This window comes from Allostella sp., assembly GCF_041913585.1.
In the GTDB taxonomy this organism is placed as follows: domain Bacteria; phylum Pseudomonadota; class Alphaproteobacteria; order ATCC43930; family Allostellaceae; genus Allostella.
Window position 1 is genome coordinate 3,457 of sequence record NZ_JAYSFE010000086.1, and the last position, 17,547, is coordinate 21,003.

18 protein-coding genes are annotated in these 17,547 nt (G+C 72.8%); 11 read left to right on the forward strand and 7 right to left on the reverse strand.

The annotated features are described in order from the left end of the window. Positions 1-63: 63 nt before the first annotated feature. The 3 genes from ACE3Q3_RS16080 (at position 64) to ACE3Q3_RS16090 (ending at position 3,348) form a co-directional block, all read left to right on the forward strand. A complete protein-coding gene (locus ACE3Q3_RS16080) occupies positions 64-1,692 on the forward strand; it encodes an ABC-F family ATP-binding cassette domain-containing protein (RefSeq protein ID WP_374447786.1) in 1,629 nt (542 codons plus the stop codon). A gap of 65 nt (positions 1,693-1,757) precedes the next feature. Next, on the forward strand, positions 1,758-2,300 hold the full coding sequence (locus ACE3Q3_RS16085) for a flavin reductase family protein (protein WP_374447788.1): 543 nt from the start codon (positions 1,758-1,760) through the stop codon (positions 2,298-2,300). Between the two features lie 46 nt (positions 2,301-2,346). Next, positions 2,347-3,348, forward strand: a complete 1,002-nt coding sequence (locus tag ACE3Q3_RS16090) for a ribose-phosphate diphosphokinase (protein WP_374447789.1) — start codon at positions 2,347-2,349, stop codon at positions 3,346-3,348. On the opposite strand, the gene ACE3Q3_RS16095 is transcribed toward ACE3Q3_RS16090, so the two are convergent. Further along, entirely contained in the window at positions 3,308-4,402 is a 1,095-nt protein-coding gene (locus tag ACE3Q3_RS16095) for a hypothetical protein (RefSeq protein ID WP_374447790.1), read from the reverse strand. The genes ACE3Q3_RS16090 and ACE3Q3_RS16095 overlap by 41 nt on opposite strands. A 102-nt stretch (positions 4,403-4,504) precedes the next feature. On the opposite strand from ACE3Q3_RS16095, the gene ACE3Q3_RS16100 reads away from it, so the two are divergent. The 5 genes from ACE3Q3_RS16100 (at position 4,505) to ACE3Q3_RS16120 (ending at position 9,891) form a co-directional block, all read left to right on the forward strand. Next, positions 4,505-5,203 (forward strand): dienelactone hydrolase family protein, encoded by a 699-nt coding sequence (locus ACE3Q3_RS16100; RefSeq protein WP_374447791.1) that lies wholly within the window; start codon positions 4,505-4,507, stop codon positions 5,201-5,203. Continuing rightward, a complete protein-coding gene (locus ACE3Q3_RS16105) occupies positions 5,200-5,850 on the forward strand; it encodes a phosphoribosyltransferase (RefSeq protein WP_374447792.1) in 651 nt (216 codons plus the stop codon). Before ACE3Q3_RS16100 ends, ACE3Q3_RS16105 begins: the two co-directional genes overlap by 4 nt. Positions 5,851-6,026: 176 nt before the next feature. Next, on the forward strand, positions 6,027-7,307 hold the full coding sequence (locus tag ACE3Q3_RS16110) for a thiolase family protein (protein WP_374447793.1): 1,281 nt from the start codon (positions 6,027-6,029) through the stop codon (positions 7,305-7,307). 1 nt (position 7,308) lies between these two features. Beyond that, positions 7,309-7,728: a Zn-ribbon domain-containing OB-fold protein gene (locus tag ACE3Q3_RS16115; RefSeq protein WP_374447795.1), complete on the forward strand. Its 420-nt coding sequence runs from the start codon at positions 7,309-7,311 to the stop codon at positions 7,726-7,728. Between the two features lie 117 nt (positions 7,729-7,845). Beyond that, positions 7,846-9,891, forward strand: a complete 2,046-nt coding sequence (locus tag ACE3Q3_RS16120) for an NAD(+) synthase (protein ID WP_374447797.1) — start codon at positions 7,846-7,848, stop codon at positions 9,889-9,891. A gap of 361 nt (positions 9,892-10,252) precedes the next feature. Here the strand turns inward: ACE3Q3_RS16120 and ACE3Q3_RS16125 are convergent, their stop codons facing one another. The 6 genes from ACE3Q3_RS16125 to ACE3Q3_RS16150 form a co-directional block, all read right to left on the reverse strand. Then, complete coding sequence (locus ACE3Q3_RS16125) at positions 10,253-10,471, reverse strand: ChaB family protein (RefSeq protein ID WP_374447799.1); 219 nt, start codon at positions 10,469-10,471, stop codon at positions 10,253-10,255. A 15-nt stretch (positions 10,472-10,486) separates the two neighbouring features. Then, positions 10,487-10,942: a DUF3775 domain-containing protein gene (locus ACE3Q3_RS16130; RefSeq protein ID WP_374447801.1), complete on the reverse strand. Its 456-nt coding sequence runs from the start codon at positions 10,940-10,942 to the stop codon at positions 10,487-10,489. 81 nt (positions 10,943-11,023) lie between these two features. Then, on the reverse strand, positions 11,024-11,653 hold the full coding sequence (gene pncA, locus ACE3Q3_RS16135; RefSeq protein ID WP_374447803.1) for a bifunctional nicotinamidase/pyrazinamidase: 630 nt from the start codon (positions 11,651-11,653) through the stop codon (positions 11,024-11,026). Beyond that, positions 11,650-13,008, reverse strand: a complete 1,359-nt coding sequence (locus ACE3Q3_RS16140; protein WP_374447805.1) for a nicotinate phosphoribosyltransferase — start codon at positions 13,006-13,008, stop codon at positions 11,650-11,652. The genes pncA and ACE3Q3_RS16140 overlap by 4 nt, the downstream gene beginning before the upstream one ends. Positions 13,009-13,043: 35 nt before the next feature. After that, positions 13,044-14,342, reverse strand: a complete 1,299-nt coding sequence (locus tag ACE3Q3_RS16145; protein ID WP_374447808.1) for an RNA polymerase sigma factor — start codon at positions 14,340-14,342, stop codon at positions 13,044-13,046. Between the two features lie 4 nt (positions 14,343-14,346). Continuing rightward, a complete protein-coding gene (locus ACE3Q3_RS16150; protein WP_374447810.1) occupies positions 14,347-14,769 on the reverse strand; it encodes a YciI family protein in 423 nt (140 codons plus the stop codon). A 205-nt stretch (positions 14,770-14,974) separates the two neighbouring features. Between ACE3Q3_RS16150 and ACE3Q3_RS16155 the strand changes: the two genes are divergently transcribed. From ACE3Q3_RS16155 to ACE3Q3_RS16165, 3 genes are read left to right on the forward strand one after another with little or no spacing between them, the layout of a single operon-like run. Continuing rightward, on the forward strand, positions 14,975-16,255 hold the full coding sequence (locus ACE3Q3_RS16155; RefSeq protein WP_374447813.1) for an MFS transporter: 1,281 nt from the start codon (positions 14,975-14,977) through the stop codon (positions 16,253-16,255). Between the two features lie 34 nt (positions 16,256-16,289). Continuing rightward, the gene (locus ACE3Q3_RS16160) at positions 16,290-16,670 is read left to right on the forward strand and encodes a VOC family protein (RefSeq protein WP_374447815.1); all 381 of its coding nucleotides are present in this window, start codon (positions 16,290-16,292) and stop codon (positions 16,668-16,670) included. 16 nt (positions 16,671-16,686) lie between these two features. Then, entirely contained in the window at positions 16,687-17,547 is an 861-nt protein-coding gene (locus ACE3Q3_RS16165; RefSeq protein ID WP_374447817.1) for a DMT family transporter, read from the forward strand.

A 17,547-nucleotide genomic window follows, 5' to 3' on the forward strand; every position in this document is an offset into this window, starting at 1 on the left:
GCGGAATGTGCTAGAGGGGCGCCGCCGCAGCGGCGCCACCCATTCCCCACGCTCCCGGAACCCATGATCCGCCTCGACAGCATCAGCAAGCAGCACGGCCATCAGATCCTGTTCATCGAGGCGTCGATGGGCATCCAGAAGGGGGAGAAGGTGGGGCTGGTCGGCCCCAACGGCGCCGGCAAGACGACGCTCTTCCGGATGATCGCCGGCGAGGAGCAGCCCGACGACGGCCAGGTCGTGGTCGATGCCGGCACCACCATCGGCTATTTCAGCCAGGATGTCGGCGAGATGGCCGGGCAGAGCGCGGTCGCGGCGGTGATGGACGGGGCGGGGCCGGTGAGCGCGCTCGCGGCCGAGATGGCGGCGCTGGAGGCGGCGATGGCCGACCCCGACGAGGCCGACCGCATGGACGAACTCATCCAGCGCTACGGCGACGTCCAGGGGCGCTTCCAGGAGCTCGACGGCTATGCGCTGGAGGGCCGCGCCCGCGAGGTGCTGGCCGGGCTGAGCTTCAGCCAGGAGCGCATGGACGGCGATGTCGGCCTGCTCTCGGGCGGCTGGAAGATGCGGGTCGCGCTCGCCCGCATCCTCCTGATGCGGCCGGACGCCATGCTCCTCGACGAGCCCAGCAACCATCTCGACCTCGAAAGCCTGATCTGGCTGGAAGCCTTCCTCAAGGGTTACGACGGCGCCCTCCTGATGACGTCCCACGACCGCGCCTTCATGAACCGCATCGTCGGCAAGGTGGTCGAGATCGACGGCGGCCAGCTCACCACCTATTCCGGCGACTACGATTTCTACGAGCAGCAGCGCGCGCTGGCCGAGAAGCAGCGCCAGGCGCAGTTCGAGCGCCAGCAGGCGATGCTCGCCAAGGAGATCCAGTTCATCGAGCGCTTCAAGGCCCGCGCCTCGCACGCCGCCCAGGTCCAGAGCCGGGTCAAGAAGCTCGACAAGATCGAGCGGGTCGAGCCGCCGCGCCGTCGCCAGACGATCCAGTTCGAGTTCCGTGCCCCGCCGCGCTCGGGCGACGACGTGGTCGGTTTCCGCAACGTCCACAAGGGCTATGGCAGCCACCGCATCTATGCCGGGTTCGACCTCCAGGTCCGCCGCCGCGAGCGCTGGTGCGTGCTCGGCGTCAACGGCGCCGGCAAGTCGACGCTGCTGAAGCTGGCCGCCGGCGCGGCCGAGCCGGACGCCGGTGCCGTCGTCCTCGGCAGCAGCGTCCGCATGGGCTATTTCGCCCAGCATTCGATGGACCTGCTCGACGGCGACGAGACCATCTTCGAATCGCTGGAGAATTCCTTTCCGCAGGCCGGGCAGGGGGCCCTGCGCGCGCTCGCCGGCTGCTTCGGCTTCTCCGGCGACGACGTCGAGAAGCGCTGCCGGGTGCTGTCGGGCGGCGAGAAGGCGCGGCTCGTCATGGCGAAGATGCTGTTCGACCCGCCCAACTTCCTCGTCCTCGACGAGCCGACGAACCATCTCGACATGGCGACCAAGGACATGCTGGTCCAGGCGCTGGCGGAGTTCGAGGGCACCATGCTGTTCGTCTCGCACGACCGCCACTTCCTGGCCGCGCTCTCCAACCGGGTGCTCGAACTGACGCCCGACGGCGTCCACCAGTATGCCGGCGGCTACACCGAGTATGTCGCCCGCACCGGCCAGGAGGCGCCGGGCCTGCACCCGGGCGGCTAGGGCCGGCCGGCCGGGGGCGGCAGAGCTGTGGTAGGATGGCCGCCGTGCGGGACGGAGGCTGCCCCATGCAGAGTCTGCCGATCGGCCGGGCCTTCACGCTGATCGAGCCGGGGCCGGTCGTCCTGGTCGCGACCAACGACGGCCGGAATGACAACGTGATGACCATCACCTGGACCATGGTGCTGGATTTCTCGGCCTCCTTCGCCATCACGACCGGCCCCTGGAACCATTCCTACGCCGCCCTGGAGCAGACGCGGGAGTGCGTCATCGCGGTGCCCACCGTCGACCTGATCGACACCGCGGTCGGCATCGGGACGTGCTCGGGGAAGGACACCGACAAGTTCGCGCGCTTCGGGCTGACGCGGGCCAAGGCGAAGCACGTCCGGGCGCCGCTCATCCGGGAGTGCATCGCCAACATCGAGTGCCGCGTGACCGACATCGTCGAGCGCCACGGCATCGTCGTCCTCGAGGGCGTCGCCGCCTATCTCGACGCGGCCCGCAAGGAGCGGCGGACGATCCATGCCGTCGGCGACGGCACGTTCGTCGTCGACGGACGCAGGCTCGACCGCCGGGACATGATGCGGGCCAAGCTGCCGGCGGGGCTGTAGCCGGGGACCGGTCCGCTCCGGCCACGAGCGAAAGGGACGAGGAACGATGCAGGCTTCCGCAGCCGCTCCCGGGCGGCCGATGCTTTTCGCGCTGGCCGGCAGCGACGCGCTCGGCCGCCAGGTCGCCACCCATCTCGGCATCGACCTCGCCCGGCACGAGGAGCGCGCCTTCGAGGACGGCGAGCACAAGGCCCGGCCGCTCGATCCCGTCGCCGGCGCCGACGTCTTCGTCCTGCACGGGCTCCATGGCGGCCCCGAGGCCAGCGCCAACGACAAGCTGTGCCGGCTGCTGTTCTTCGTCGCGGCGCTGAAGGATGCGGGCGCGGCCCGCGTCACCGCGGTCGCACCCTATCTCTGCTACGCCCGCAAGGACCGCCGCACCAAGCCGAACGACCCGGTGACGACGCGCTACGTCGCGGCCCTCTTCGAGGCGATGGGGACCGACGCGGTGGTGACGCTCGAGGTCCACAACGAGGCGGCCTTCGAGAACGCCTTCCGCTGCCGCACCGTCGCGCTGTCCGCGGCGCCGCTGCTGGCCCAGCGGGTTGCCCAGGCGGTCGGCGGCGAGCCGCTCTGCGTCGTCTCGCCCGACCTCGGCGGCGGCAAGCGGGCGGAGCTCTTCCGCGGGCTGCTGGAGCGCGAGGCCGGTCGGCCGGTCGGCATGGGCTTCGCCGAGAAGCACCGCAGCGCCGGGGTGGTCTCGGGCGAGCTCTTCGTCGGCGAGGTCGCGGGCGCCACCTGCGTCGTCGTCGACGACCTCGTCAGCACCGGCGGCACGCTGGTCCGGGCGGCGCGCGCCGCGCTCCGGGCGGGCGCCGCCCGCGTCGTGGCATGTGTCGCCCACGGCCTCTTCATGCCCGGGTCGGCCGAGGCGCTGGCCGACCCGGCGATCGCGCGCATCTACGCGACCGACAGCGTGCCGCCCTTCCGCCTTGCCGACGGCCCGGTCCGCGACAAGCTCGAACTGGTCGGCGCGGCGCCGCTGCTCGGCGAGGCGATCCGCCGCCTCAGCCAGGGCCGGCCGCTCGCCGACCTTTCCGTGTTCTGAGCAGGCGCTCCAGCCGGCGGGCGTCGCCGGCCGCGATCCGGAGATAGGCCCGCGCCTGGAGCGGCCATTTGGCGGGTGTGCGCGGCTGCGCGTCGAGCAGGTGGGCGATGGCGAGGCGCGCCCGCAGCATGGCGCGCTGGGTGCGGTAGAAGAGGAAGAGACCGGAGGCGGGGGGCTCGCGCAGGGCCGCCGCGAGGCGTCGGTGGATGTGCCGGCCGACCCAGGCGGCGCCGAGGCGCTCGCATTCGACCGAGAGGAACGCCAGCTCGTCGAGCGGGTCGAGCGCGCGCAGGCGGGGATCGAACTCCAGGCAGTCGATGATGGCGACCGGCCGCGTCAGCCAGACATGCTCCGGCCGCAGGTCGCCATGCGCGTCGACGATGCGGCCTGCCCGCACCCGCGCCGCCAGCGCCGCCGAGCGGGTGGCGAGGAAGCGCCGCTGCACCATGGCGATGCGGCCGACCAGCCCGGCGGGCAGGCGGAATCGGGGATCGGCGAGGAGCCGCCGGTTCGCCTCGGTCGCCTGCCGCCAATGGTCGCGGTGCCGCCCGGCCGACGTCGGTACCGGGCGCGCCCGGCGATAGAAGGACCGGAGGACGGCGGCGACCCGCTCGACCTCGGCCGGCGGCAGCCGTCCGCCCCGCAGCGCCGGCTCCAGGTTGGCGGCGGGATCGAGGCGGCGCATGACGACCAGCCAGTCGACGACCTCGCCCTCGCCGCCGAGGGCGAGGCCGGAGGCGGCGGCGGTCAGCGGCACGATGCCGAGATAGACCTCCGGTGCGAGCCGGCGGTTCAGCCGGTCCTCGGCCCGGCAGGCCGCCGCACGCCGGGCGAGCGTCGAGAAGTCGAGATAGGGGAAGCGGACCGGCTTCTTCAGCTTGTAGACGCGTCCGCCGGCGAGAAAGACCCAGGACATGTGGGTTTCCACCACCTCGACCGCGGCGACCGGTTCCGGATAGGCGCGGGGGTCGCCGAGGAACGCGACCTTGGCCGCCAGCCCGTCCGCCGGCGCGGGCGGCTCCCCCGGATGGCCGTGCCCCGATGATTCTGCCATGCCCCGACCCTAAGGCGGCGGCGTCGCCCGCCATTGATGCGCGTCAATGCCGGGCGGCCGCCCAAGATGGGAGGATGCCACCGTTCCAGGGAAAGGCCAGCGATGGTCCGGATCGAGGACGGCGACCCAGGGAGGGCCGGCGGGCTCCCGCCCGCAGCTCGGGCGGTGCGCGTCGGCGCGCTCGGGCTCGACGGCATCCTTCGCGTGCCGCAGCCGCCGCGGGCCCTCGTCCTCTTCGCCCATGGCAGCGGGTCGAGCCGCTTCAGTCCGCGCAACGCGCGCGTCGCCGAGGCGCTCGGCCGACGGCGGATGGCGACGCTGCTGTTCGACCTGCTGCTGCCGACCGAGGGCGACGATCGCGCGCGGGTGTTCGACATCCCCCTGCTCGCCGGCCGGCTGGTCGACGCGGTGCGCTGGATCGACGGCGAGCCGGGACTGCGCGGCCTGCCGCTCGGGCTCTTCGGCGCCAGCACCGGGGCGGCGGCGGCGCTGGTCGCGGCGCGCCGGCTGGGGCCGCGCATCGCCGCCGTCGTCTCGCGCGGCGGCCGTCCCGACCTCGCCGGCCCGGCCCTCGACGGGGTGACGGCGCCGACCCTGCTGATCGTCGGCGCCCGCGATGCCGGCGTCATCGAACTCAACGAGGCGGCCTTGGCGCGGCTCGGCGGCGAGAAGGCGCTCGTGCTGGTTCCCGGCGCCACCCACCTCTTCGAGGAGCCCGGCACGCTCGACGCCGCCATCGGCGAGGCCGTCCGCTGGTTCGAGCGCCACCTGCCCGAGCGGTGGCAAGGAGGGATGCCATGATCTTCGCCGATCGTGCCGACGCCGGCCGCCGGCTGGCCGCTTCGCTCGCCCGCTACCGCGACCGGCACCCGGTCGTGCTGGCGCTGCCGCGCGGCGGCGTGCCCGTCGCGGCCGAGATCGCGGCGGCGCTGGGCGCCCCGCTCGACCTCGTGCTCGTCCGCAAGATCGGGCTGCCCTGGCATCCCGAGCTCGCGATCGGCGCGGTTGTCGACGGCGCCCATCCCATCGTCGTCCGCAACGAGGGGGTCATCCGCAGCGCCGAGGTTGGGGCGGCCGAGTTCGACCGGGTCTGCCAGGAGGAACTGCGCGAGATCGAACGCCGCCGCGCCCGCTACCTCGGTGCCCGCGCCCGGGCGCCGCTCGCCGGCCGGACGGTGATCGTCGTCGACGACGGCATCGCCACCGGCGCCACCATGAAGGCGGCCCTGCGGGCGATCCGCCAGCATCGGCCGAAGACCCTGGTGCTGGCGGTGCCGGTCGCGCCGGCCGATACGGTCGACGAACTGCGGCCGGAGGTCGACGACCTCGTCTGCCTCGCCATGCCGGAGCCCTTCGGCGCGATCGGCTATTTCTACGAGGATTTCCGGCAGGTCGACGACGAGGAGGTCGTCGCCGTCCTGGCCCGCTTTCCGGTCGGAGGCGAATAGAAAAGCGCGTAATTCATCGGCAGTTGCACAAGGATTGATTCGTATCAATGCCGGCCGGCGCGGTTTCCGGCGAAATGACTTTGGACCTTGTCGACGCCCGCCAGCGGTCCCCGTCCGCATCGTCCCCCAAGGCGCCCCTCTGCGGGTGCCATCGCGGTGCCAGGAAAGGACCCGACATGAGCAACAGGCTCAGGGAACGAGTGGCGATCTCGGGCATCGGCTGCTCGCGCTTCGGCGATCTGCTGACGACGCCGGAACTCAAGGGACTCAGCATCCAGGAACTGACCGCGTCGGCGGTCAAGGAGGCGCTGGACGATGCCGGGGTGACGGGGCAGGACGTCGATGCCGTCTTCGCCGGCAACGCCATGGTCCACAGCTCGCAGGTGCCGGGCACCTACTCGCAACTCGCCAAATGGACCGGGACGCAGTTCAAGGCCGGTGTCCATTTCGAGGCGCAGTGCTCGACGACCAATGTCGGCGCCTCGCTCGCCGCGATGTCGATCGCGGCCGGCGTCTACGACACGGTCCTGGTCTACGGGCTGGAGACGACCAGGACCAAGGTCAAGGACTTCAGCCCCTACGAGCGCGAGCCGATCTCGCACCAGCAGACCTGGCTATGGACCGACATGGCGGTCAACCAGGCCTACGGCGTGCCGCAGGGCTACGACATCTTCTCCACCTACAACGGGCTGGTGGCGCTCGGCTACTGCCGCAAGCACGGCATCTCGATCGAGGACTACGACCGCGGCATGTTCGAGCTCTGCCGCACCCGCCGGTTCCACGGCTCGATGAATCCCAAGGCCAACATCCAGGAGAAGCTGGAGGACCGCGCCGCCCGAGAGGGCTTCGGCGACGCCTTCGACTACTGGCGCTCCGACCGGCACAATCCGTTCGTCGCCTGGCCGTCGCGGCTGCTCAGCCTCGTCACCACCGCCGACGGCGCCTCGGCCATGGTGTTGACGCGCGCCGACGTCGCCCGGCGCGGCAAGTCCGCCCCGGTCGAGTTCAAGGGCTTCGGCATCAGCTACAGCGACCTGCCCTGGTACGGCGAGGATCCGACCCATTGGGAGTTCGACAAGCGGGCGGCCGATGCCGCCTTCGGGATGGCCGGGATCGGCGCCGGCGACATCGACTATCTCCACACCCACGACTGCTCGCACATCTCCGGCATCTGCACCGCCGAGACCATCGGCTATCTGGAGCCGGGCAAGGGCCTGGACGCGGCGCGGGCGGGGCGCCTGCGCTTCGACGGCGATCGCCCGATGTCGACCCATGGCGGCCGCCATGCCTTCGGGCATGCCTGGGGCGCCAGCGCCGGGACCGACACCTACGAGGCGGTCCTGCAGATGCGCGGCATGGCCGGGCCGCGGCAGATCCCGAAGCGGCCGGAGATCTCGGTCATCCACACCCACGGCTACGCCATGATCGGGACCGTGATCGTTCTGGGAGGACTGTGACATGCAAGCCGTCACGGAGCAGCCGAGCGCCATCCGCCGGTACTACGAAGGCCTCGCCCAGGGCGTGTTCCGGGCGACCAGATGCCGCGCCTGCGGCAAGTTCACCTTTCCGCCGACCGGGTGCTGCGAGCATTGCGGAAGCTGGGAGGTCGAGGAGGCCGCGCTCAGCGGCGCGGCGACCCTCCTCTATGCCACGCACAACATCACGCCCGCCTGTCATCCGCGGTTCGAGAAGATCGCGCCCTATGTCTACGGGCATCTCCGCCTGAAGGAGGGGCCGATCGTCCAGGCGATCGTGCTCGGGGTCGAGGCCAGGCCGGACGCGCTGCGGGCGCTCTTCGAGCGCGGGCCCGTGCCGGCGCAGGCCGAGACCCTGGCGATGGACGACCTGCCGGTGATCGCCTTCCGTCTCGCCGGGTAGCCCAGGGGGCGCCGGCTGCGGCGGCCGGGCGTCTTTCGTCTGGCCGTCGCCGCGGCGGCGCGCCAAGATCGCGGCCGATCGGGCGGCGCACGGCCGCCCGTCCCGGTGCGAGGTCCGATGGCCGATTTCGGTTGCATGTATGGGCAGGGGTTCCTGCGGCTCGCCGCCTGCGTGCCGCGCGGGCGGGTCGCCGATCCCGATTTCGCGGTCCGCGAGCATCTGGAACTGGCGGCCGAGGGCCACGCCCGCGACGTCGGCCTGATGCTGTTTCCCGAGCTCGGACTCTCCTCCTACGCGATCGACGACCTGCTGTTCCAGGACGCCCTGCTGGACGCGGTCGAAGGCGCGATCGCGCGCATTGCCGAGGCCTCGCGCGGGCTCTTCCCGGTGCTCGTGGTCGGCGCTCCGCTGCGCCGCGCCGGACAGCTCTTCAACACCGCCGTCGTCATCCATCGCGGCGCCGTCCTCGGCGTCGTCCCCAAGCTCTACCCGCCGAACTATCGCGAGTTCTACGAGCGCCGGCACTTCGCGCCCGGGCTCGGGTTGCGCGGCGCCACGATCGGCGTCGCCGGCCGGACGGTGCCCTTCGGGCCCGACCTCCTGTTCCGGTCGGAAGGACCGGTCGCCTTCACCTTCCATGTCGAGATCTGCGAGGACATCTGGGTGCCGCAGCCGCCCTCGACGCGGGGCGCGATGGCGGGTGCGGAACTGCTCCTCAACCTCTCGGCCAGCAACATCACCATCGGCAAGGCGCGCACCCGGCGCCTGCTCTGCGCCAGCCAGTCCGCCCGCTGCATCTCCGCCTACGCCTATTCCGCCGCCGGGTACGGCGAATCGACCACCGACCTCGCCTGGGACGGCCATGCGGCCGTCTTCGAGAACGGCGACACGCTGGCCGAGAGCGAACGCTTCCAGACCCGGTCGGGCTTCGTCGCGGCCGACATCGATCTCGAGCGGCTGCGCCAGGAGCGCATGCGCACGACCAGCTTCGGCGACTGCGCGCGGGCCGAGGCCGGCGCGTCCGGCGGGGGCGAGGAGGCGTTCCGGACCGTCGCCTTCGCGCTCGACCGCCCGGCCGCACCCGTCCGGCTGGAGCGCGTCATCGAGCGCTTCCCCTACGTTCCGTCCGACCCGTCGCGGCTCAGCGAGGAGTGCTACGAGGCCTACAACATCCAGATCCAGGGGCTGGCGCAGCGGCTTGCCGCATCCGGCGTGGGGCGTGCCGTCATCGGCGTCTCGGGCGGGCTCGATTCGACCCAGGCGCTGATCGTCGCCGCGCGGGCGATGGACCTGCTCGGCCGGCCGCGGTCGGACGTGCTCGCCTACACCCTGCCCGGATTCGCGACCTCCGACGAGACGCGGGCCAATGCCTGGGCGCTGATGCGCGCCCTCGGCGTCACCGGGGCGGAGATCGACATCCGGCCGGCGGCGCGGCAGATGCTGGACGACCTCGGCCATCCCTTCGCCGGCGGCGAGCCGGCCTACGACGTCACCTTCGAGAACGTGCAGGCGGGCCTGCGGACCGACTATCTCTTCCGCCTCGCCAACCGCCATGGCGGCCTCGTGGTCGGGACGGGCGACCTCTCCGAGCTCGGGCTCGGCTGGTGTACCTACGGCGTCGGCGACCACATGGCGCACTACAACGTCAACGCCTCGGTGCCGAAGACGCTGATCCAGCATCTCATCCGCTTCGTCGCCGCCTCCGGCGACGTGTCGGACGAGACGGCCGCGGTGCTCGGGCGCGTCCTTGCCACCGAGATTTCGCCCGAACTGGTGCCGGCGGCGGCGGGCGAGCGGCCGCAATCGACCCAGCAGGTGGTCGGTCCCTATGCGCTCCAGGACTTCAACCTCTTCTACCTGACCCGCTACGGCTTCCGGCCGTCCCGGATCGCCTTCCTGGCGGAGGCGGCATGGGGCGACGCCGGGCGCGGCGCATGGCCCGAGAACGTTCCGCCCGAGGACCGGCGGGCCTACACGCGCGAGGAGATCCGGCACTGGCTGCGGCTCTTCCTCCGGCGCTTCTTCGCCAACCAGTTCAAGCGTTCGGCGCTGCCGAACGGGCCGAAGATCTCCTCGGGCGGCTCGCTGTCGCCGCGCGGCGACTGGCGCGCCCCGTCCGACGCCGGCTCCCGGGTGTGGCTCGACGAGCTCGACGGCGGCTAGGCAATCCCGGGCGCCGCGGCGGCCGTGCAGATAGCCGTCGACCAGGGCTCCCGGCAGGTCGAGCTCCGCGATCCGGGCACGCGCCGCGGCAGGGGCGGCATCGCCGTCGGCCATGGCGCGATAGATCCGCGCGACGGCGACCAGGTCGCCGGTCTGCGGCGACAGGCGCAGCCGCGATATGCAGGCCGCGGCCAGTTCGGCCGGCGCGGGGAGGGCGCAATGGACGGGCGCGGACAGGGTCTGCACGCCGTTGATGGCGCGGAACGGCTGGCCGTCGCGCGTGTCGACGGCCAGCCCGTCGGCATCCTGCTCGCAGACGAAGTGGGGGCGGGGCGGCCCGTCCGGTGTTCAGGCCCGGCGTTCAGTCGGGGTCGGCGCGCGGCACCCAGCGGTCCCCGTCCTTGACGTAGCTGCGCTTGACCGCCGCCCAGGCGATGCGGTGGGCGATCGCCTCCTGCTCCGGGTCGCCGGCATGGGCGGCGAAGGCGTGGTTGAAGGCGGCGCGGAAGATGTCCTGGGCGTGCGCCGGCAGATGGCCGCGCACCGTGGCGGGCAGGTCCCGGTTCGCCGCGTAGGGCACGGGTCGCGCCCGGACCTAGAGCCGGTCCATCTCGAACTCCTCGCAGGAATGTCCGAGCTGCGACAGGCCCTCCTCGAGGAAGTCGCCGAGCAGCGGGATGCCGAGGAGGTATTCGGCAGTGCGGGCGTTGTGGGCGTCGGCCGCCTCGGCGCGGACCTCGGCCCAGTCCTCGGCCGAATAGTCGTCGCGTCCGAGCCAGGCGAGCGCCACGAGATCGATCTGCTCGTCCTCCGACAGGGAGTCGATGAAGGCGGTCAGCTCCTCCACGACCGGGTCGTCGGAATGGTCCTCCAGGACCGACACGTCCTTGTCGTCGGAGGGGTTGGACCCCGGGTCGGGCTCGGTCACCGCGTCCTTGGCGTCGAACTCGCGCGCCTTGACGATGACGAAACAGACCTTCTCCGGCGAAATCGAGAGCTCGGGTCCTTCGTCGATCCCGGCATCTTCGGCGTCACGCGACTTCCTCGCCATGTCCCGTCTCCTCGCTCCGATCGGCCGGCTGGCCCAGCCGTCACGCTAGGCGATCGACCCGGGCCGCCTCCTTGAGGCAGGTCAATCGGCCATGATGCAGTCGATGCCGAGCGCCCGGAACCGGGCGCGGGCATCGGCGGCCGAGCCGTCGAGATCGATCGCCCGGCAGGCGTCCTCGACCACCGTCACCGCGAAGCCCAGGCCGTGCGCGTCCTCGGCCGAGAAGCGCACGCAGAAGTCCAACGCCAGCCCGGCGATGACGATCCGCCGGACGCCGCGCTCGCGCAGATACCCGGCAAGCCCGGTCGCGGTCCGCCGGTCGTTCTCGAAGAAGGCCGAGTAGGAGTCGATCGCGCGATGGTAGCCCTTGCGCAGGACGAGCTCGGCATGGGGGATGGCGAGATCGTCACGGAACGCCGCGCCCCGCGTCCCCTGCACGCAATGGTCCGGCCACAGCACCTGCGGGCCGTAGGCGACTTCGATCGTCTGGAACGGCGCCCTTCCGGGGTGGGAGGAGGCGAAGGACAGATGGTCGGGCGGATGCCAGTCCTGGGTCAGGACGACGTGCGGGAAGCGGGCGGCGAGGCGGTTGACGACCGGCACGATCTCGTCGCCGCGCGGCACGGCGAGCCGCCCGCCGGGACAGAAGTCGTTCTGGATGTCGACGACCAGGAGCAGGTCCTGCTCGCCGGGGACGAAGCTGGCGGTCACGGCATCGGCTCCTCGGTCTCGGCGAGCCGCCGGTCGACGGCGGCGGCGAGTTGGCGGAGCGGTTCGGCGACGGTGACGGGGTAGGGGGCTTGGGGATCGAGCGAGCGCAGCCCCGGCGGCAGGCGGTCGAGGTCGCGCGCCGCCCGCGCCCGGATGTCGGCCAGCGTCGGGGCGGCGGCGAGGCGGCGTCCGGCCCGCATCACCGGCACCAGCAGTGGTTCGCCGGCGTGGCTGTCCGCCTCGACGGAGAGAATGTCGCCGGCCATCCGTCCCTCGGCATCGTAGCGCCGCCAGACCTGCTTGCGGCCGGGCCAGGTGGCCTTGCCCGACGATCGCTTGCGGCGCGGCAGCCCGGCATATTCCTGGAGCTTGTAGGCGCAATCGAGGGCGGGCGCGTCCGCGGAGGTGGCGAGGCTGGTGCCGACGCCGAAGCCGTCGATCGGTGCTCCGGCGGCGACGATGCCGGCGATCGCGTCCTCGTCGAGCCCGCCGCTGGCGAAGATGGCGACGTCCGCCAGGCCGCCCGCGTCGAGGATGCGGCGGACGCTGCATGCGAGGGCGACGAGGTCGCCGCTGTCGAGGCGGACCGCCTGGACGCGGACGCCCTTCGCCGCGAGCCGCGGGGCGAGGCGGACCACCTTCCGCGCCGCCGCCTCGGTGTCGTAGGTGTCGATGAGCAGGGTGAGGTTGCGCGGGCAGGCGAGGGCGAAGCGCTCGAAGGCGGTGCTCTCGCGGTCGAACGCGGCGACGAACGAGTGGGCCATGGTGCCGGTCGTCGGAATGCCGAACGCGCGCTCCGCCAGCACCGTCGCGGTGCCGGCGAAGCCGGCGAGGTAGCTGGCGCGGGCCGCCAGGAGTCCCGCCTCGGCGCCGTGCGCCCGGCGCAGGCCGAAATCGACCAGCCGCCGGCCGCCCGCCGCGAGCACCATGCGCGCCGCCTTGGACGCGATCACCGTCTGGAAATGCAGGATGTTGATGAGCCGCGTCTCGACGAACTGCGCCTCCGGGATCGGCGCGGTGACGCGCAGGATCGGCTCGTCGGGAAAGACCACCCGGCCCTCCGGCACGGCATGGACGTCGCCGGTGAAGCGGAAGCCGGCGAGGTGGTCGAGGAGGCGCCGGCCGAAACGTCCGGTGCCGGCGAGCCAGTCGATCTCGTCGGGTGCGAAGCGCAGGGACCCGAGATACTCCAGCGCCTGCTCGAGGCCGGCCGCGACGAGGAAGCCCCGCCGCGGCGGCAGCCGCCGGACAAAGAACTCGAAGACCGCGGTCCCGGTCTCGCCATGCTCCAGATAGGCCTGGAGCATGGCGAGCTCGTAGAGGTCGGTGAGCAGCGGGCTCGTCGCGGCGGTCATCTGGGGCCCGAGCATGCGCGCCGGCCACCGGCAGATCAATCGCGGCCGGGAACCGTTTCCCGGCAGGCGGCGGCCTGGCGCAGCAGGTAGTCCCGCTCGCGCGCATTGCCCGAGAGTGCGGCCGCGCGCCGGAACTGGGCCTCGGCCTCCGCCGGGCGGCCGGCGCGCCGCAGGAGGTCGCCACGGGCCGCCGGCAGCGGCGCGTAGGCGCCGAGCGCCGGCCCGGCCGTGGCGTCGAGCGCGTCGAGGAGCGCCAGCCCGGCCGCCGGGCCGAAGGCCATGCCGTGGGCGATGGCGCGATTGAGCCCGACCACCGGGGACGGCATGACCCGTTCCAGGCGGTCGTAGAGGCCGGCGATGCGCACCCAGTCGGTCTCCTCGAACCGACGGGCGCGCGCATGGCAGGCGGCGAGCGCCGCCTGGAGCGCGTAGGGGCCGTCCGCGCCGCCCAGCGCCTCGGCCCGCGCCAGGGCGGCCAGGCCGCGGCGGATCAGGAGATGGTCCCAGCGGGCGCGGTTCTGCTCCGGCAGCGGGATGGCGGACCCGTCCGGTGCGACGCGGGCGGCAAGCCGCGACGATTGCAGTTCCATCAGCGCCAGGAGGCCCAGCACCTCCGGCTCGGCCGGCATCCGGCTGGCCAGGATGCGGCCGAGACGCCGCGCCTCGGCACACAGTGCCGGCCGGGTGAGGTCGTCCCCCACGGTCGCGGCGTAGCCCTCGTTGAAGACGAGGTAGACCACCTCCAGGACCGAGGCGAGGCGGAGCGCGCGCTCGCGGCCGCGAGGCACGGCGAAGCCGACGCCGGCCGCCGCGATCGTCCGCTTGGCGCGCACGATGCGCTGGGCGATCGTCGCCTCCGACGCCAGGAAGGCGCGGGCGATCTCCGCCGTCGTCAGGCCGCCGACGAGCCGGAGCGTGAGGGCGGCGCGCGCTTCGGTCGACAGCACCGGATGGCAGGCGGCGAAGATCAGGCCGAGCAGCTCGTCGCCGAGGTCGCCGCTCTCGATCGCGGCCTCGATCTCCGCGCCCGGATCCCGGTCGCCGTCCTCGAGGTCGCGGGCGATCTCGGCATGCTTGCGCTCCCGCATGCGGCGGTGGCGGAAGCCGTCGATCGCCCGCCGCTTCGCCGTGGCGGCCAGCCAGGCGCCGGGGTTGGCCGGCACCCCGGTCCGCGGCCAGTCGGCCAGTGCCGCCACCAGCGCGTCCTGCGCCAGCTCCTCGGCGAGGTCGACGTCGCGCAGCAGGCGCGCGAGGCCGCCGACGAGGCGGGCCCGCTCGATGCGGAACACCGCCTCGATCGCCTGCGCCGCCGCGTCCGTCGCCGGCCCGGACACGCCGTCAGCGGCCGGCGAGCTTGTCGCGGACGCCCTCGTGGATCGCGACCGCTTCCGGCGTCATGGCCTCGGCGAAGTCGGACAGCTCGTAGAGCGGCCGGATCTCGATCTCGCTCGGGCCCGGCATCGGGTTCGGGCAGCGCTTCACCCATTCGACCGCCTCGGCCATGTCCTTCACCTCCCACAGCCAGTAGCCGGCGACCAGTTCCCGCGTCTCGGCGAAGGGGCCGTCGATGACGGTGCGGCGCGGGCCGTCGAAGGCCACCCGCTTGCCGATCCGCGACGGCTTCAGCCCGTCGCCGGCCAGCAGGACACCGGCCTGCACCAGCGCTTCGTTGAACCGGCCCATCGCCTCGGCGAGGTCCGTCGAGGGCATGACACCGGCTTCGCTGTCCTCGGTCGCCTTCACCATGACCATCACGCGCATCGTTCTCGTCTCCTCTCGCGTCGCGGCTCCGGTTCCGGGCCGCTTCGTCGTCACGACGAACGAGCCCGAGCGGAATCGACGTTCCATCCCAAATTTTTCTCGGGGCCGCGACGATGGCGGCGGCGGCATTCCCGCACAACCCTTCAATCGTGACGGCGGCGGTCGGGCCTAGCCTCGTCCACCCACCGACCCGGAGATCGCCCGCATGACCCCGTCGTCCGTCCGTCGCCTGCTCGGGCCAGTCAAGTTTAGGCCAGTCAAGTTCGGGCCTGCGGCGCTTGCCATCGTCGGCGCCTCGCTGGTCATGAGCGCGGCCATGGGCGCCCGGCAGAGCTTCGGCCTCTTCCTCGGTCCGTTCTCGTTCGATCACGGCCTGCCAGTGACGCTGATCGCCTTCGCGATCGCGCTGCACAACCTCGTCTGGGGGGTGGCGCAGCCCTTCGCCGGGGCGGCGGCCGACCGCTTCGGCGCGGCGCCGGTGGTGGCGGCCGGCGCGTTGCTCTTCGCCGCCGGCCTTGGCCTCGCCGCCATCATGCCGACCGGGCCGATGCTGGTGCTGGGGCTCGGCGTGCTCGTCGGCATCGGCATCAGCGGCACCAGCTTCGGCGTGGTGCTCAGCGCGGTCGGCCGCCAGGCGGCGCCGGAGCGGCGCAGCATGGCGCTCGGCCTCGCCAGCGCCGGCGGTTCGCTGGGGCAGGTCGGGCTGGTGCCGCTCGTCCAGTGGGCGGCCGATGGCTCCGGCACCGGGGCGGCACTGCTGCTGCTCGCCGGCTGCGCGCTCGCCGTGGCGCCGCTCGGCCTGCTGCTCGACCGGCGTTCGGGCGCGGGCGGGCCGGCCGCTCCGACGGCCGCGCCGATGCCGCTGCGGGCCGCCCTGGCGGGCGCGCTCGGCCATCGCGGCTATCGTCTGCTGACGCTCGGCTTCTTCACCTGCGGCTTCCAGCTCGCCTTCATCGCCACCCACCTCCCGGCCTATCTCGCCACCTGCCAGATGCCGGCGGCGCTCGGCGCCACCGCACTGGCGGCGATCGGCCTCTTCAACATGGCGGGAAGCTGGGCCTGCGGCTGGCTCGGCGGACGGCTGCGGCCGCAGCGGGTGCTCGGCTGGCTCTATCTGCTGCGCGGAATCGTCATCGCGGCCTTCTTCCTCGGTCCCAAGACGGAATGGACGGTGCTGCTCTTCGCCGCCGCCATGGGCCTGATGTGGCTCGGGACCGTGCCGCTGACCAACGGGCTGATCGCGCGGGTCTTCGGCGTCCGCCATCTCGGCACGCTCTTCGGCATCGTCTTCCTCAGCCACCAGGTCGGCTCGTTCCTCGGCGCCTGGATGGGTGGCTGGGTCTTCGATGCCACCGGCTCCTATGCGGCCATCTGGATCGCGACGGCGGTGGCGGGGCTGGTGGCGGCGCTGCTCCACTTCCCGATCGACGATCGCGCCGTCCCGGAGCCGACGGGCCTGCCGGTCGCCGGGCGCGCGGTGCTATGAGAGGCCGTCACACGATGCAGCGAGGGAGAACGGCATGGCCGCCCGGCTCGACCACACCATCGTCTGGTGCCGCGACGCCGCCGCCTCGGCGGCCTTCCTCGCCGATATCCTCGGCCGGCCGGCGCCGCGGCCGTTCCTCCAGTTCATGGTGGTCGCGATGGACAACGGCGTCTCGCTCGACTTCATGGCCAAGGCGGGCGAGATCGCGCTGCAGCACTACGCCTTCCTGGTCGACGAGGCCGGCTTCGACGCCGGCCTGGAGCGGGTCCGCGCCCGCGGGCTCGACTGGTGGGCCGATCCCGGTCGCACCCGGCCGGGGGAAATCAACACCTATGGCGGCGGCCGGGGCTTCTATTTCCTCAGTCCCGACGGGCACCTCCTGGAACTGCTGACGAAGCCTTATCCGGTCGATTGAGGCGGTGGTGAGCGCCGTGCCGCCGACTCCCTCGGGCAGGTTCCGGGTCATCGCGCTGACGGCGCTGGCGATCCTCGCCTTCGCCGGCAACTCGCTGCTCACCCGGCCGGCGCTGGCCGGCGGCGAGATCGGGCCGGCGCTCTTCATGGGGCTGCGTCTCGCCTCCGGCGCCGTCATGCTCGCCCTCCTGTGCCTGCGCCGGCCGGCGGCGATCCTGCCCCGCCGGGCCGATCTGCCGGGGGTGGCGGCGCTCTTCGCCTATGCCGCCGCCTTCACCTTCGCCTATCTCGAACTGGGGGCGGCGACGGGGGCGCTGATCCTCTTCGCGCTGGTGCAACTCGGCCTGGCCGGGCTCGCCAGCGCGGCCGGCCGGCCGCCCGGCCGGCGCGAGACGGCGGGGCTCCTCGTCGCCTTCGCCGGCCTCGTCTGGCTGCTGGCGCCGGGCGCCACCCAGCCGCCGCTGCTGCCGGCGCTGCTGATGGCGGCGGCCGGGATCGCCTGGGCCGTCTACACGCTGGTCGGGCGCGGCGCGGCCGACCCGCTCGGACGGACGGCGCGCAACTTCGTCGGAGCCGCCCTGCTCGGCCTCCTCGTCGTCTTCGCGGTTCCCGAGCCGGCGCCGACGGTGACCGGCGTCGCCCTGGCCCTGGCGTCCGGCATGGTGACGTCGGCGCTCGGCTATGCCGTGTGGTACGCGGTGCTGCCGCGCCTGTCGGTGGCGACCGCCGGGGCGGCCCAGCTCCTGGTGCCGGTGGTGGCCGCCGCCGGCGCCGCCCTCTGGCTGGGCGAGGTCCTGTCGCCGCGCCTGGTGGCTGCTGCCATGGTCGTTCTCGGCGGCATCTGGATCACCATCGCGCCCCGCCGTCCGCCGGCCTAG